The sequence below is a fragment of the Thermocrinis ruber genome (assembly GCF_000512735.1).
Taxonomy (GTDB): domain Bacteria; phylum Aquificota; class Aquificia; order Aquificales; family Aquificaceae; genus Thermocrinis; species Thermocrinis ruber.
Genome location: NZ_CP007028.1, coordinates 657,756 through 672,042 on the forward strand (window position 1 = coordinate 657,756; position 14,287 = coordinate 672,042).

Below are 14,287 nucleotides of genomic sequence, written 5' to 3' on the forward strand. Positions count from 1 at the left end.
GCTATATTCATTTTTGCATAAGTATGATTGGCGTGCAAACATGAGAAAGTTACTTTATAGAACTATTGCTGGGATTTTACTACTGCTTGCTGTTTTGGGCGTCTTTTTGCCACTGCTTCCAACGGTTCCCTTTGTGCTGTTGGCTGTTTTCTTTTTGGTTAGGTCTTCAAAAAGGGACTTAGTACGCATTAAAAGGGTTCCCTATATTGGTAAAATCCTATATCCTTACATAAAAAGGGTGGCAAAGTGGAATACACAACAGCCAAGTTCTTCCACCTGATAGGCGTCTTTTTGTGGGTTGCGTCCTCCTCTTCCTTAGGGCTTTTTATGATCTACGGAAACTTTAAAGATACCAAGTGCGACAAGCACATTCTCAGAAACTTTTACCGATGGATGACAAACCTTGAGATAGCCGGCTTTGTTCTTGCCCTTGCTATGGGCTTTTATATGCTACATTTACTTAAATATCGCTTTGACATAAACTGGTTAAACTACAAACTGCCTATTGTACTGCTCCTCTTTTTGCCCTTGGAGGTCCTAAACTTCTGGTTTGTGAATGTATACATCCCAAAGAGCCAAGACAAAGAAAAGGCATACAAAAGATACGACCTTTTTAACTACATCGTAGCCCTGCCCTTGCTGGTGGGTGGTTTAGTGGTGGTCTATTTGGCGGTGGTTAAGCCATGAAAAAAAGTGTTGTTCTTTTTAGTGGAGGAGTGGAAAGCACGTGTGTTCTATACCTTAAGCTCTTGGAAGGGCAGGTTGTCTATCCGGTTTATGTTAAATGCGGAATGCCCTGGGAAAGGCTTGAGTATGTGAAAGCTACTGAGCTCTGGCAAGAGACAAAAAGAAAGTTTTCAAAGTTGATGCCTATAAAGGTTCTGCCTCTAAAAACTTACCATAAAAAGTACAAAGCCATAGAGACAGAAGAGGAATTGTTTATCCCTCTGAGAAACTTAACACTATTAACTGCAGTGGCAGGATACGCCCTGTCAAAGAGGGCAGAAAGCGTTAGCATAGGCAGTTTGGGACTGTATCCCTTTCCCGATAACAACCTTGCCTACCTTAAAGAGGTGGAAAGGCTGATCACAGAAGGTTCAAAGCAAAGGTTAAAAGTAGAGGTTCCCCTTTTTGGCATGGAAAAGGGCGAGGTTGTAAAGAGATTTTCAAAGTGGGTTCCACTGCATCGGACCTTTTCCTGCGTCAATCCAGTTTTACGAAATGGGAAGATCCTTCATTGTGGAATATGTATAAAGTGCAAAGAGAGAGAAGAAGCCTTCAAAGAAGCCCAAATTCCTTTATGAAGAACACAAAGCTAAGCAAAAATCCCCAAGCGACGATCACCGCTTTGGCGGTTCTCTGATTTAACCTTTTGGCTACCACCGCCCCCAAGTATCCACCCAGCATAAAGGCTGGCATCATAACAAGCACAAAATTAAAGGCAACCTTACCACTAAACAAAAAGATAAGGGCACCCAAAAGGTTTATCACAAAACCCAAAAAATTCTTGAGGGCTATGGTCAGTTGCATGTTTGAAACACCAGAAAGCACTATAGAGGATGCCATCATTATGCCTATACCCGCCCCAAAGTAGCTCCCATAGATGGCTGTGAGAAACTGAAGCAAGATAGGAAGAAACTTTGAGGAGTTGCCAAGCCTTGTTATGAACTTGAGAATAAACTCACTGAAGGCAAGCAGAAGGGTGGCAAAACCTATCAAAAAGGGAACAGCCTTTTTAAAGGTCTCGGACGGAGTGTGTATGAGCAAAAAGGCACCAAGCAGGGCACCAAGCAAGGATGGAGGCAAAAAGGTTTTAAGAGTAGAGAAGTTTTCCCTCAGAGTCTTTCTGTAGCTCAGGGCACTGGTAAACGGTCCAAGCCATAGGGCTACGGTGTTTGTTATGTTGGCAGAGAGCGGGTCTAAGCCTGCAAAGACCAAAGCGGGAAAGGTTATAAGGGTTCCACCGCCAGCTATGGCGTTTATAAAACCAGCTACGATGGAGGCAAGGATTGGTATTAGGTAGGTTTCCATTGTTGGTGGATTTTTCTTAAGGCAACGGGCGGATTCGAACCGCCGTAGAAGGGATTTGCAGTCCCTCGCCTAGCCACTCGGCCACGTTGCCTAAGAGCGGGCGACGGGACTCGAACCCGCGACCTGCTGCATGGCAAGCAGCCGCTCCACCTCTGAGCTACGCCCGCTATAGAATATAGAATATATTATAACACTACTCTATGTTTGCCACCTGCTGTTTTAACCGGTCAACCTCTGTTTTTATCTCCACCACCCATTGGGAAAGCTCGGGCATTTTGTTTCCTAAGGTGTTTATCTCCCTGTGCATCTCTTGGAGCAAAAACTCCAGCTTCCTTCCTACCTCTCCCTGTGCGTCCAACAGTCCTTCAAACCTCTCAAGATGAACCTTAAAACGTGTTACTTCCTCCTCTATGTCCATCTTTGAAAGGATAAGACTGATCTCATTGAGAACGGTGGGATTTCCCTCCGGGAGGTTTAACTCCTTTGCCTTCTCCAAAACCCTTTTCTTTGTCCTTTCTAGAATGCTATCCTTGTTTTCAAGAATATTTCTTAGGTGCTCCCTTATAATCCTCAGCCTAGAAAGAAGGTCCTCCTTTAGTTTTGCCCCTTCTTCTTCCCTGCTCTTTACAACTTCCTTTAGTGCGTCGGTCAATGCCTGAATAATGAGTGCTTTGGTCTCTTCTTCTAGCTCCTCCTCTGCTATCTCCACATACCTTAAAGAGGCGTAAAAAGCCATATCATCGGAGAGATTGAACCCAGAACGCTGGGCTAAATCTTTAAAAAACTGGAAAGTGCTAACCAGGGCGTCAGGATTTACCACGTTTCCCTTTGGCTTTTTTGCTTCTACCTGCACGAGGACGCTAACGGTTCCCCTTTGCAGATACTCCCTTATCTTATTCCTTACCTCAAACTCAAACTCATAAAGGTTTATGTTGGACCTTATTGAGACGTCAAGTCCCTTCCCGTTTAAGGTCTTTATAAAAACTGTTACCTTTCTCTCTTCATCCTCCGCGGTAGCCCTTCCGAGCCCTGTCATACTGCGCATGTTAGCCACCGCCGTATTCGGAGCTTTCCGACTCAGCCACAAACTCTTCTATCATATCGGTTATAAGTTTTATAAGCTCGTTCGTGTCCTTTTCCAGGTAGTAGTCAAAGAGCTCTATCTTCCTCTCCTTGGTTATGTTTTCTGAAACCTCAAACCGCACCAGGAGATAAGGAATTTCCTTATGTAGCTTAAACTGAGGATCCTCTGGAAGCACAAGCTCAACATCCACATCCGCACCAAAGGGTCTTTCCCTTTCAATAAGCTCCCTCAAAGCCAAGAGCTTTTCTTTATATTTCTTCCAGTCATACATCACTCTACCATCTCCAACCTTGAGAATATAAAGGGAATCTCATACTGGGCGGATTCTACTGAATCTGAGGCGTGCACCGCATTTTTACCCTTATCGGTTCCAAACAGTGCCCTTATGGAGTTTGGAGCAACCCTCCTTGCTTCCTCGCTGTCGGTGGGACCTATGATCTCCCTTACCCTCCTTATGGCATCCTCTCCTTCTAAAACCATGGCGACCACAGGTCCCGAGGTCATAAACTCCACAAGCTCCCTATAAAAGGGTCTGTCTTTGTGCACTATGTAAAAGCCCTTCGCCTGCTCTGTGGTGAACCTGAAAAGCTTGAGGGCAACAATCCTAAAGCCTTCTGATAGGAACCTGTCTATTATTTTACCGGTTGCTCCCTTTTCAAAGGCATCGGGTTTAACAATTACCAAGGTTCTCTCCACCGCCATCTGGAACCTCCTATGTTAATTTTTCTAAAGCCCTCTTTACTGAAGCATCCAAAACAAAACCGCTTGTCTTCACCACAAAGCCCCCTATGAGGGATGGATCCTCTTGTACCTCAAACTCTAATTCCCTGTTGAGGATCTGTTGAACCTTTGACTTTATGGACTCTAAGGTATTCTCATCAAGCTTTTTGGCAACGAGTATGAAAGCCTTGGAAAGCCTTAGGAGCTTTTCCACTTCGTGATCATAGAGCCTTTTAATTTCTCCCAGCATAGGCATTGCGTTGAGCTCCACCAGGTAATTTATAAACTCCCTTACTTCCGAGGGCAGGGAAAATTTTGAAGAAAGACTTACTAAATACTCCACCTTTTTTTCGTTGGGAACTTGTGGGTTCAGTATAAAGTCCCTGAAGAGCCTCTCTTTCCGGTATAGGCTATAAACAAAGCCGAGAAACTCGCTGACTTGAATCAAAACAGACCTTTCTTTAGGAAGTTTGCTCAGCAGGGATTTAGCCAGCTTTTTTGAAAGCTCCTTGTTCATTTTTGTACCTCCAGTTTCCTGAGCATTTTCTCTGCGTATTTTTTCTGGATGTCTGGGTTTTCAAAGTCTTGAAATAGCCTTTGGAGGGCAAGCTCCTTTGCCTGCCTCATTCCAAACCGCAGGAGTTCTTCCTTTGCTTTCTTGGTCTCCAACTCAATGGTCTCTTTTGCCTTTTCCTTTATCCTGCTTGCAATCTCTTCTACCTTTTTGAGCTCCTCTTCCTTCATCTGCTGGGCGGTTTGCTTGGCGAGTTCTATCTGCTCACGGTGGCGTCTTTTGGCATCCTCATACTCTGCCTTTGCCCTTTCTAAGGTCTCCTTTGCCTCCTTCAGTTCCCTCTCGGAGCTTTCCAGACCTTCCGTTAGTTTGGAGAAAAAGCCTTCAAAGGCTTGGCTTATGTGCTTTCTACCAAAGTAATAGACTATCGCCAAAAAGAGCAGTATGTTGAGCCCCTTCCAAACTAGCTCTATGGTGTGGTGCCCTTCTGCCATTACGCCGCCTCCTCTTCTATTTTTCTCACGATTTCTTCCGCAATGTCCTTTACCCTTTCTTGAAGTTTTTGTTTTTCTTCTTCAAGTTTTTTCCTTATTTCCTCCACTGCCCTTTCTGTCTCCTCCTGGGCTTCCTTTTCCACCTGTGCAATTCTTTCCGCCTTGATCTTTTCCACTTCCCTCTTGGCAGAGTTTAATATCTCTTTGGAGGTCAAGCTTGCCTTTTCCAACTCCTCCTTTGCCAGCTCTAAGAACTTACTGGCTTCCTCTTGGAGTTTCTTTGCCTCTTCGTAGTTCTTTGCGGTAATACTCTCCCTCTCCTCTATTACCGCACTGTAGGGCTTTACAAGGATCTGCCCTATTATGAACAGGAAGATTAGAAAAAGGAAAGCTTGCACGAACAATGTTACGTTCGGATAAAGGGCTTGCTGTATTTCCATCTTAGCCTCCTGAAGAGGTATTTTAACACATACCTTCTTCTATCTCTTGTATGAGTTCCAGCCTCTTTTGATGCCTTCCGCCCTCAAACTCCTCACTGAGCCAAGCGGACACTATGGAAAGGGCTAACTCTTCTCCCAATACTCGGTCTCCAAGGCAGAGTACGTTAGCGTTGTTGTGCCTTCTGCTCATGCGTGCCATGTATTCGTTCAGACACAACGCTGCCCGAATACCCTTAAACTTGTTGGCAACTATACACATTCCTATACCGCTTCCGCAGATGAGGATGCCAAAATCCGCCTCCTTTCTTTGGATTGCCCTTGCCACCTCTTTGGCAAAGATGGGATAATGGGTTGATTCAGTGGAATTAGTTCCAAAGTCTAAAACCTCATAGCCCTTGGATAGCAAAAACTCTTTTATTTTTTCCTTTAGTCTGAAGCCCGCGTGGTCTGAACCTATGGCTATTTTCATTGAGACAGCACCTCGTTGAGGATTTTATTTACCAGTTGAGGGTTTGCCTTTCCTTTTGTAGCCTTCATCACCTGTCCTACAAAAAAGCCTATAAGCTTTGTTTCTCCTGCTTTGAGCCTTTCGTACTCCTTTGGATGGGCGTTTAAGACCTCTTGTACTATTGCCCTAAGAGAACTTTCATCGGTTATTTGCTTGAGACCCTTCTTTTCCACGATCGTATCTGGGTCCTCTCCAGTTTCAAACATCTGGGCAAGCACTTCTTTGGCAAGCTTGGAAGAGAGCACACCCTCCTTTATGAGTTTTATTAATTTGGAAAACTTTTCTGGGTCTACGGGCGAGTCCTCAAGGTTCAGCCCACGGTCTCTTAGTTGTCCCAAAAAGTCGTTCAAGAGCCAGTTGGATGTTAGCTTTGGGTCTTCAGGGTAAAAGCTGAGGGCTTTCTCAAAGAAGTCTCCAAGCTCTTTTAAGTCCGTTAGAACGTTTGCCTCATAGGAAGAAAGGGCATAGTCCCTCATAAACCTTTCATACCTTTGTTTGGGAAGTTCGGGCATGGTTGCCCTGATCTCTTCTATCCACTCCTCCTTTATTACCAAGGGTAGTAGGTCCGGGTCCGGGAAGTATCTGTAGTCCTCCGCCTCTTCTTTGGTTCTCATGGAATAGGTGAGCCCGGTGGATGGGTCAAAGGTGCGGGTTTCCTGCACTATTTTTCCACCAGTAGAGAGAATTTTTACCTGCCTTTCTATCTCACTCTCTATTGCCTTTTGAACAAACCTAAAGGAATTGACGTTCTTTATTTCTACCTTTGTGCCAAGCTGATTTGTGCCTTTAGGTCTTAGGGAAAGGTTTATGTCGCACCTTAGCTGTCCCTTTTCCATATCTGCCTTAGAGACGCCCGCATACCGGAGTATGTTCCTGAGAGCCTCCAAAAATTCCCTTGCAAGCTCTGGAGAGTCTATGTCTGGCTCAGTAACGATCTCTATAAGTGGTGTGCCAGCCCTGTTTAGGTCTATGTAAGTTTTGTTGCCCTCGTGAATGCTTTTGCCCGCATCCTCTTCTAGGTGCAGTCTCCTTATGCGAATTTTCCTACCGTTGACCTCCACCCATCCATCTGTAGCCAAGGGCTGTTCATACTGGGATATTTGATATCCCTTTGGCAGGTCCGGATAAAAGTAGTTCTTCCGGGCAAAAACAGAAAAGGTATGCACCTTGCAATTGAGGGCTAAAGCTGCCCTTATGGCGTACTCAACAGCCCTTTTATTGACCACGGGAAGACTACCTGGCAGACCGAGGCATACAGGACACACAAGGCTGTTGGGCTCTGCCCCAAACTCCACAGGGCACGAGCAGAACATTTTGGTTTTTGTGTCCAATTGTACGTGGATCTCAAGCCCTATAACCGGTTCAAATTCCATGATTTTTTATTTTAACGAATGGCTCAGAAGGAGCCCTAGTGGATGTTCAGCATAACCGGACAATACTCACTCTGTCTCCCTTTGCTTTTTACACTGCTCAAGTTCAAGCCTCAAGGAGAGCATCTCCCTCTCTTTTTCCAAAAGTAGCTTTTGGATTTCTATGTCCTTCTGTGCCAGTTCAAGCTCCTTTTCTTTGAGCTTTCCTTCCAATTTGTGGATCTCTTTTTCCTTCTCCTTGAGCTCCTTCCTTAGCTCTTCCACCAAAGCCTTTTCCTTTTCGCGATCTTCTAAAGCCCTCTTTAGAAGTTCTATTTCCTTCTCCTTTACCGCCAGAAGGGTGTATAGACTGGAAAGCTCATGAAAGAGTTCTTCCCTTTGTCTGTCCTTTTGCATAAGCATCTCCAAGTAGGTGGCTATCAGGCTCCCTTCAAAGCCCGCCTTTAGCTTTTCCAAGTTGGAAGAAAGATTGGCCTCTTGCTTGGCTCTTTCTTCCTCCTTCTGGGTTAAAAACTCGTACTCCTCTCTGTTTAAAAGGACATACCATATGCCGTCCTCCCCCTTTTCGCCAGGAAGCACCCCCGCCCTTATGCGGTTCTTGACGGTGTTCAGAGATACCCCTATCAAATTTGCATATTCACTTGCCTTTATTTTGACAGTATCCATAATACCCTCCTTTTAAAGGTTTGATACTTGATATAAATGATAGCAAATTGTTGTCAGAAATGTCAAGGGATGGGATGGGAGGAGTGTTAATATAATGGCAATTATATTAACAACAAAGTCCTAAAAACTGCCTTAAAGACAGGCAACCAAGCTACCCACCAAGGGAAGCAAGAAGTTATCATCAACCCTTTTGGAAAAAAGTTCTACCAATGTGCCCGCAAGGGCTACCAAGAAAGCCTTTGGACCAAGGAAGGGAAAAAGAACCAAGCTTGTGCTAACAAAGAAAGCCAAAGCACCCTCTAGGCTCTTGTTTCCTATCTTCGTTTTTCCAAAGTGGTAGCCCACCATACCCGCAAAGCCGTCTCCCACTGCGGTAATTACCACGCCCACCGCACTGCATTCTTTTGGGAAGAAAATAAAGCTCAAAAATACGCCCAAGTTTAGCCAGAGGGCTTGAATGGATGGCTTTTCAAGGTTCTTTTCCCTCTCAAAGTAATAAATTAGATCGTATATGGACTTTAGTCGGTCTCTGCCTAACTTAAAAACCAGCGAAAGATTTAAAAGGATCACTAAAAGGCACAATAGTAAAAGCAAAGGCTTTGGAAGTAAAACAAGTGGCAAAAGCCACAGGAGGATGGAAAATACATGAAATAGCTTTCTTCTTAGTTCTACGTTCATTCCCACTCTATGGTGGCAGGTGGCTTAGAGGATATATCGTACACTACTCTATTTACACCCTTAACCTCGTTTATGATCCTACGCATCACATGGTCCAAAAACTCGTAGGGCAGTTTAGACCAGTCCGCGGTCATGCCATCCACACTATCCACAGCCCTCAGACCCACTACCCTCTCGTAGGTCCTAACATCCCCCATCACCCCCACGCTCTTTACTGGCAACAGTACCGCAAAGGCTTGCCAGACCTTGTCATATAGTCCCCACTTTTTTAGCTCCTCTATGAATATGGCGTCCGCCTCCCGGAGTATGTTTAGGTCTTCTTCCTTTACCTCTCCCAAGATCCTGATGGCAAGACCGGGACCAGGGAACGGATGCCTCCGAAGTATGCCCTCGGGAACCCCCAGAAGCTTCCCTATTTCTCTAACCTCGTCTTTGAACAGCTCCCTCAAGGGCTCCAAAAGCTCCAAAGACATCCTCTCTGGTAGTCCTCCCACGTTGTGATGGGTCTTAATTACTTGGGCTCCCTCTATGCCTGCACTCTCCACCACATCGGGATAGAGGGTTCCCTGAAGCAAAAGCTCTGCCCCAAAGTCCCTTGACTCCCTTTCAAAGACCTCAATAAAGGTATGGCCTATTATCCTTCTCTTTTCTTCTGGGTCTTCCACACCTTCCAATCTCTCCAAAAACAATCGGCTTGCATCCACCTTCTTGAAGGGAAAGTTCATTGCCCTAAAGTAGCCCTCCACCTCTTGGGCTTCGCCCTTTCTTAAAAGTCCATGATCCACAAATATTCCCAAAAGGTTGTTTCCTATAGCTCTGTAAGTTAGGGCAAAGGCTACCGTAGAATCCACACCGCCAGAGAGGGCACATATAACCTTTTTGTTTCCTACCTTTTGCCTTATCTCCTCTATGCTCCTTTCAATAAAGTCCTCCATCTGCCAGTTCTTTTCTGCCTTTGCCACCCTGAAGAGAAAGTTGGCAAGCATCTCCTTTCCATACTGGGTGTGGGCAACCTCTGGATGGAACTGAACGCCATAAATGGGCTTTTCTCTGTGCCGGATTACCGCGTAAGGAGAGTTTTCCGAGCTTGCCAAAACTTCAAAGTCCGGTGGCAGTCTGGAGACCTTGTCCGCATGGCTCATCCACACATCAAAGCCCGTTGGTAGTCCTTCAAAGAATGGGTCTTCCTTCAGAACCTGTAGCTTTGCCCTGCCATACTCTTGCCTTTGTGCCTTTTCCACAACACCACCCAACTGAAAGGTTATCGCCTGAAGTCCATAGCATATGCCAAGGATGGGTATGTTTAACTCATACAGTCTTTCGTCGGGCAGTGGAGCCTTTGGCATATAGACGCTGGCAGGTCCTCCGGACAGAATAATGGCGTAGGGCTTCTTTTCAAGGAGTTTTTCTACCTTCTCATAAAAGGGCACAATTTGACTGTAAACTCCTAACTCCCTTATCCTTCTGGCGATCAGCTGGACATACTGGGAACCAAAGTTAAGGACTAAAACAGGTCTCAGCATAAAAATATGATAAACTTAAAGCCTATGGAATACCATGTGAAGGACCTTAGCTTGGCAGAGGAAGGGAAAAACCGTATAGAGTGGGCAGAAAGGGATATGCCCGTCTTGAGAAGTATAAGGGAAAGGTTCAGCAAGGAAAAACCCTTTAAGGGTTTAAGGATCTCCGCATGCCTGCATGTAACTACAGAAACCGCCAACCTGATGATCACCTTGAAGGAAGGTGGTGCAGAGGTTTATCTTACTGCGTCAAACCCCCTATCCACCCAGGATGATGTTGCCAGTGCCTTGGTAAAGTATTATCAAATTCCTGTCTTTGCTATAAAAGGTGAGGACACGGAAACCTACTATTCCCACATAAGGGCTGTTATAGAAAAGGAGCCCCACATAGTAATAGACGACGGCGCAGACCTAATATCTACCATCCATAAAGACTATCCGCACTTGTTAGGTAGGGTGATGGGCGGTATGGAGGAAACCACCACGGGCGTAATAAGGCTCAAGGCTATGGCACAAAAGGGTGTTCTGGGCTTTCCAATTATCGCGGTGAATGATGCCTACACCAAGCACATGTTTGACAACCGCTACGGCACGGGTCAATCTACTATAGACGGAATTTTGAGGGCTACCAACCGGCTCATAGCGGGCTCTTACTTTGTGGTGGCTGGCTACGGTTGGTGTGGCAAAGGAGTAGCCCAAAGGGCTAGGGGTATGGGAGCAACAGTGATCGTAACGGAGGTGGACCCAATCAAAGCCTTAGAAGCCAAAATGGATGGCTTTTTGGTAATGCCCATGAAAGAGGCAGCAAAGCTCGGAGACTTTTTCGTCACCGTTACGGGCAACACTTCCGTCATAAGAGGAGAACACTTTGAAGTTATGAAAGACGGTGCCATAATCTCCAACGCAGGGCACTTTGATGTGGAGATTGATAAAAAGGCTCTGGAAAGCATGGCTGTATCCAAGAGGGAGATAAGAAGGTTCGTGGAGGAATACACTCTCAAGGACGGCAGACGCATATACCTATTGGCACAGGGTAGGCTCGTAAATCTTGCCTCCGCAGAAGGTCATCCTGCATCGGTAATGGATATGTCCTTTGCCAATCAAGCCCTCTCGGCAGAATACATCGTCAAAAACTACAAGAACCTTGAGAAGAAAGTCTATAAGGTGCCCGACGAAATAGACAGGGAGGTGGCGGTTTTAAAGCTAAAGAGTATGGGCGTGGAAATAGACCAACTAACCCAGGAGCAGATAGCTTATCTTTCCTCTTGGGAGATAGGGACCTAACTCATCCACAGCAATCCCTACTTCCCCTTCTTTTAAACCAAAAATAGAAAACCACTAGCCCGAGGGTAACTATCAAAGCATACTCCATAATCTTTAAACAATAATCCTACCTCATCCTATCTTATGCGCCCTGGACTTCCACCTCCTTTGGTGCTGTAAAGAATGCTACTGCAAGTACTATATAACCCACGATTATCAGCAAAATACCCAATCCAAAAAGTATTGTTGTAATTGCACCTATAAACATTAAAAGCCCTGCAATCTTAAAGAGATTATGAGCTGTTGCTTGGGCAAGGATTTCGTATGCTTTTTTCTGTAAGTAGAAACCAAACACAAAAATGGCATATGCAACCATAATAGCAATTAGGGCCACTGTAATAACAATTAAAGCTCCAAAGCCTAACTCTGAGTCTGTCGTTAAGTTAAATAACAACATTTTTGCCTATAGCCCAAAGGGGAAAGCTATTACCATTGTAAGGGCAAAAGGAGCAAAAGCTATTACCATACCAGCTATGTTTAAAACGAAACCTATCAAAGCTTTTTGAAAAATACTCGGCTTTCCTAGTATATTGCTCAGCTGGTACATGCCGATGAGCCATAGAACAGCCCCCACAATGCCAAAAAGAATCCCTACCCCCGTCATCCAACCTAACAGTATCAAAATAGAACCAATACCACCGAGCATTTTCTGGGTGGATATATTCACCCTGCGAGTGGGCAAGTTGCTTTGTTCTATCATGATTCACTCCCTCTCCACTCTAACCTACTAAAAGGCTCATTAATCTATAAGCAATAACCCCCGAGACCCATGCCACCGCAAGGCTGTATGCTAAGAACAGCAGGGCAAACTTCGTGCCCCCCTCCTTTTGCAAAACTGCCACCGTGCCTAAGCAGGAGGTGTACAAGAGTATAAAGACCATAAAGGCAAGGGCTTGGGCTGGGTTCATGGAGTTTTTAATGGCAGACTTTAGTTGAGAATGCTCCTCCTTCACCTCAAGGGCTTTTGGCATAGGGCTCAAAAGGTTAAGAACCGATTCTTTAAGGGCATTGACAAAGGCTACTCCTTGCTCCTGCAGTGCCTTTCTGGGTTCAAACTCTTCCTTCTTGCCTTCCTCCACCGAGTAGATCACTGCCATAGAGCTAAGGACTATCTCTCTGGCAAGAAAGGCGGGGATAAGGGATGTGGTAATCTGCCAATCTTCAAGCCCCATTGGTTTGAATATGGGCACCAACGCCCTGCCCACATAACCCGCAAAACTATCCTTTGGATTGGAAACGCCCGGGGGTAAATTTAGCATAGCCCAAAGGATCACAGAAACCGCAAATATTAGGGTTCCAGCCCTGTATATGAAATGTTTCACATGTGCCCAGGTGATCCTAAGCACCAGCTTTAGGGCGGGCAAACGGTAGGGTGGTAGCTCCAAGATCATATGGTGCAAAGAGCCTCTATAAACCAGCTTTTGAAGGAAAAAGGAGGTTAAAAAGGCAACCAGAACGCCAAAAAGATAGAGCAGAAAAATCACAAGGGCGGGATTTGGAAAAAAGAGAACCGCAAAGAAGGAAAAAACCACAAGCCTTGCGGGACAGCTCATAAAGGGGACCATTGCAAGAACCAAGAGTTTGTCCCTCTTTGTCTCCATAACCCTTGACGCCATTATAGCTGGCACATTACAACCAAAGCCCAAAAGGAGGGGAATAAAACTGGTACCATGCAGTCCAAGCCTATGCATCAAGCCATCCATCAAAAAGGCAACCCTTGGCAGATATCCAGAAAACTCAAGCAGGGAAAGGATAAAAAGAATGCTTGCGATCAGGGGTAAAAAGGTAAGCACAAAGCCCACACCACCTACAACCGCCTCGGATAAAAACCTTGAAAGCAAAGATTCGCCCAAAATATAAACTATCAAAGGAGAGATAAAGTTATTCATAAAACCGTCCAGCCACTCCATCCAAGGGGCAGAAAAGTCAAAAGCTATTTTGAACATAAGAAACATCAAAAACAAAAAGAAAAACAGACCAAAAATTGGATGCAAAAGGAGTTTATCTAAACTGTCCGTCAGCTCAAAGGCACCCTGATTTACCTTTTTCACCACCTTGTAGAACAAGCCATGGGCAAAGGCAAATCTCTCATCCTTCAAAAGTTTGTCAAAATCCTCTCCGTAAAGTTCTTGGGCTTTTTTGATCTTTTCAAACTTGGTATTTCCCTCCACCTTGGAAAGGTACTCTTCTAAAGTTTGGGAGTACCTCAAGGAAAAGGGCTTTATCTTTTGCTCGTAATTTTGGACTATTGCCTCCAAAAGTTCCCTTTTTCCCTCTCCAGTCCTGCCGTTGGTTTGGACTACCTTTATTCCCAAAAGTTCAGAAAGCTTTTCCTTATCCACCTCTATGCCGAGTCTTCGGGCTTCGTCCACCATGTTTAAAGCAATCACGGTAGGCAATTCCATCTCCAGTAGTTCTGCGGTTAGTAGGAGGTCCCTTTCCATGTTGGGAGTTTCCAGCACATTTACCACCACATCGGGCTTTTGGCTCAAAAGGTAGTCCCTTGCCACCTGCTCCGCCTCGGAAAAGGGCTCAAGGCTGTAAATGCCGGGCAAATCCACCAAGTAAATCTCATAGCCCTTGTAAAAGGCTTTGCCTTCCTTTTTTTCTACGGTGGTGCCCGCCCAGTTGCCTACACGTAGGGTGGTTCCTGCAATGTGATTGAGAAGGCTCGTTTTACCTACATTAGGATTTCCTACAAGGGCTACGTTGATCCTCATTGAACCTTTATCTTTTGTGCCAAGCTCTTACTGATGGCTATCTTAGAGTGGTCTACTTTGACCACTATGCTCCTACCAAGCTTCTGCACCACTTCCAATACCTTACCCTTCCTTATGCCCATAGCCTGAAGCTTTCTTAGGCTATCCTCCTTTCCTTCAATGTCCAAAACCTTAACCTTCTTGCCTACTTCTACCTTTTCCAGCACGATTTCACCTCCT

Annotated in this window: 18 protein-coding genes, 2 tRNA genes and 1 pseudogene; 4 read left to right on the forward strand and 17 right to left on the reverse strand. The window is 45.3% G+C overall.

Going from position 1 to position 14,287, the window contains the following annotated elements; all coding sequences use genetic code 11:
- Positions 1-40 precede the first annotated feature (40 nt).
- Genes THERU_RS08295 through THERU_RS03580 form a run of 3 tightly spaced genes read left to right on the forward strand, consistent with a single transcriptional unit; the run spans position 41 to position 1,304 of the window.
- Positions 41-280 (forward strand): DUF454 family protein, encoded by a 240-nt coding sequence (locus tag THERU_RS08295; protein ID WP_051402151.1) that lies wholly within the window; start codon positions 41-43, stop codon positions 278-280.
- Positions 247-687 (forward strand): hypothetical protein, encoded by a 441-nt coding sequence (locus THERU_RS03575; RefSeq protein ID WP_169727086.1) that lies wholly within the window; start codon positions 247-249, stop codon positions 685-687. Before THERU_RS08295 ends, THERU_RS03575 begins: the two co-directional genes overlap by 34 nt.
- A complete protein-coding gene (locus tag THERU_RS03580) occupies positions 684-1,304 on the forward strand; it encodes a 7-cyano-7-deazaguanine synthase (protein WP_025305909.1) in 621 nt (206 codons plus the stop codon). The genes THERU_RS03575 and THERU_RS03580 overlap by 4 nt, the downstream gene beginning before the upstream one ends.
- Here THERU_RS03580 and THERU_RS08445 read toward each other — a convergent pair.
- The 14 genes from THERU_RS08445 to guaA all read right to left on the reverse strand — a co-directional run bounded on the left by THERU_RS08445 (position 1,279) and on the right by guaA (position 10,028).
- Positions 1,279-2,031 (reverse strand): sulfite exporter TauE/SafE family protein, encoded by a 753-nt coding sequence (locus THERU_RS08445; RefSeq protein WP_025305910.1) that lies wholly within the window; start codon positions 2,029-2,031, stop codon positions 1,279-1,281. The two genes, THERU_RS03580 and THERU_RS08445, sit on opposite strands and share 26 nt — an antisense overlap.
- 19 nt (positions 2,032-2,050) lie before the next feature.
- Positions 2,051-2,122, reverse strand: a tRNA-Cys gene (locus tag THERU_RS03590).
- A gap of 4 nt (positions 2,123-2,126) precedes the next feature.
- A tRNA-Gly gene (locus THERU_RS03595) sits at positions 2,127-2,198 on the reverse strand.
- A 26-nt stretch (positions 2,199-2,224) separates the two neighbouring features.
- On the reverse strand, positions 2,225-3,067 hold the full coding sequence (locus THERU_RS03600; protein ID WP_025305911.1) for a YicC family protein: 843 nt from the start codon (positions 3,065-3,067) through the stop codon (positions 2,225-2,227).
- 10 nt (positions 3,068-3,077) lie between these two features.
- Positions 3,078-3,386 (reverse strand): hypothetical protein, encoded by a 309-nt coding sequence (locus THERU_RS03605; RefSeq protein ID WP_025305912.1) that lies wholly within the window; start codon positions 3,384-3,386, stop codon positions 3,078-3,080.
- Entirely contained in the window at positions 3,386-3,811 is a 426-nt protein-coding gene (gene ndk / locus THERU_RS03610) for a nucleoside-diphosphate kinase (RefSeq protein ID WP_025305913.1), read from the reverse strand. Before ndk ends, THERU_RS03605 begins: the two co-directional genes overlap by 1 nt.
- Before the next feature lie 16 nt (positions 3,812-3,827).
- On the reverse strand, positions 3,828-4,352 hold the full coding sequence (gene atpH, locus THERU_RS03615) for an ATP synthase F1 subunit delta (RefSeq protein WP_038532081.1): 525 nt from the start codon (positions 4,350-4,352) through the stop codon (positions 3,828-3,830).
- Positions 4,349-4,843: a F0F1 ATP synthase subunit B gene (locus tag THERU_RS03620; RefSeq protein WP_025305914.1), complete on the reverse strand. Its 495-nt coding sequence runs from the start codon at positions 4,841-4,843 to the stop codon at positions 4,349-4,351. Before THERU_RS03620 ends, atpH begins: the two co-directional genes overlap by 4 nt.
- Positions 4,843-5,283, reverse strand: coding sequence for a F0F1 ATP synthase subunit B family protein (locus THERU_RS03625; RefSeq protein ID WP_025305915.1), 441 nt, complete (start codon positions 5,281-5,283; stop codon positions 4,843-4,845). The genes THERU_RS03620 and THERU_RS03625 overlap by 1 nt, the downstream gene beginning before the upstream one ends.
- A gap of 22 nt (positions 5,284-5,305) precedes the next feature.
- Complete coding sequence (rpiB, locus tag THERU_RS03630; RefSeq protein WP_025305916.1) at positions 5,306-5,752, reverse strand: ribose 5-phosphate isomerase B; 447 nt, start codon at positions 5,750-5,752, stop codon at positions 5,306-5,308.
- Complete coding sequence (gene gatB, locus THERU_RS03635) at positions 5,749-7,164, reverse strand: Asp-tRNA(Asn)/Glu-tRNA(Gln) amidotransferase subunit GatB (RefSeq protein WP_025305917.1); 1,416 nt, start codon at positions 7,162-7,164, stop codon at positions 5,749-5,751. Before gatB ends, rpiB begins: the two co-directional genes overlap by 4 nt.
- Positions 7,165-7,230: 66 nt before the next feature.
- On the reverse strand, positions 7,231-7,827 hold the full coding sequence (locus THERU_RS03640; protein ID WP_025305918.1) for a hypothetical protein: 597 nt from the start codon (positions 7,825-7,827) through the stop codon (positions 7,231-7,233).
- Between the two features lie 132 nt (positions 7,828-7,959).
- Entirely contained in the window at positions 7,960-8,505 is a 546-nt protein-coding gene (locus tag THERU_RS03645; protein ID WP_025305919.1) for a diacylglycerol/polyprenol kinase family protein, read from the reverse strand.
- A complete protein-coding gene (gene guaA / locus THERU_RS03650) occupies positions 8,502-10,028 on the reverse strand; it encodes a glutamine-hydrolyzing GMP synthase (protein WP_025305920.1) in 1,527 nt (508 codons plus the stop codon). Before guaA ends, THERU_RS03645 begins: the two co-directional genes overlap by 4 nt.
- Before the next feature lie 24 nt (positions 10,029-10,052).
- Here guaA and ahcY point away from each other — a divergent pair, with 24 nt between their 5' ends.
- Positions 10,053-11,309 carry an adenosylhomocysteinase gene (gene ahcY / locus THERU_RS03655; protein ID WP_025305921.1) on the forward strand — a complete coding sequence of 419 codons (1,257 nt, stop codon included), beginning with the start codon at positions 10,053-10,055 and terminating at the stop codon, positions 11,307-11,309.
- Positions 11,310-11,430: 121 nt separating this feature from the next.
- Here ahcY and THERU_RS03660 read toward each other — a convergent pair.
- The 3 genes and pseudogenes from THERU_RS03660 to THERU_RS03670 form a co-directional block, all read right to left on the reverse strand.
- Positions 11,431-12,048: pseudogene (locus THERU_RS03660) on the reverse strand (DUF996 domain-containing protein).
- A gap of 19 nt (positions 12,049-12,067) precedes the next feature.
- On the reverse strand, positions 12,068-14,068 hold the full coding sequence (feoB, locus tag THERU_RS03665) for a ferrous iron transport protein B (protein ID WP_025305922.1): 2,001 nt from the start codon (positions 14,066-14,068) through the stop codon (positions 12,068-12,070).
- Positions 14,065-14,274 (reverse strand): FeoA family protein, encoded by a 210-nt coding sequence (locus THERU_RS03670; RefSeq protein ID WP_025305923.1) that lies wholly within the window; start codon positions 14,272-14,274, stop codon positions 14,065-14,067. Before THERU_RS03670 ends, feoB begins: the two co-directional genes overlap by 4 nt.
- Positions 14,275-14,287: the final 13 nt, after the last annotated feature.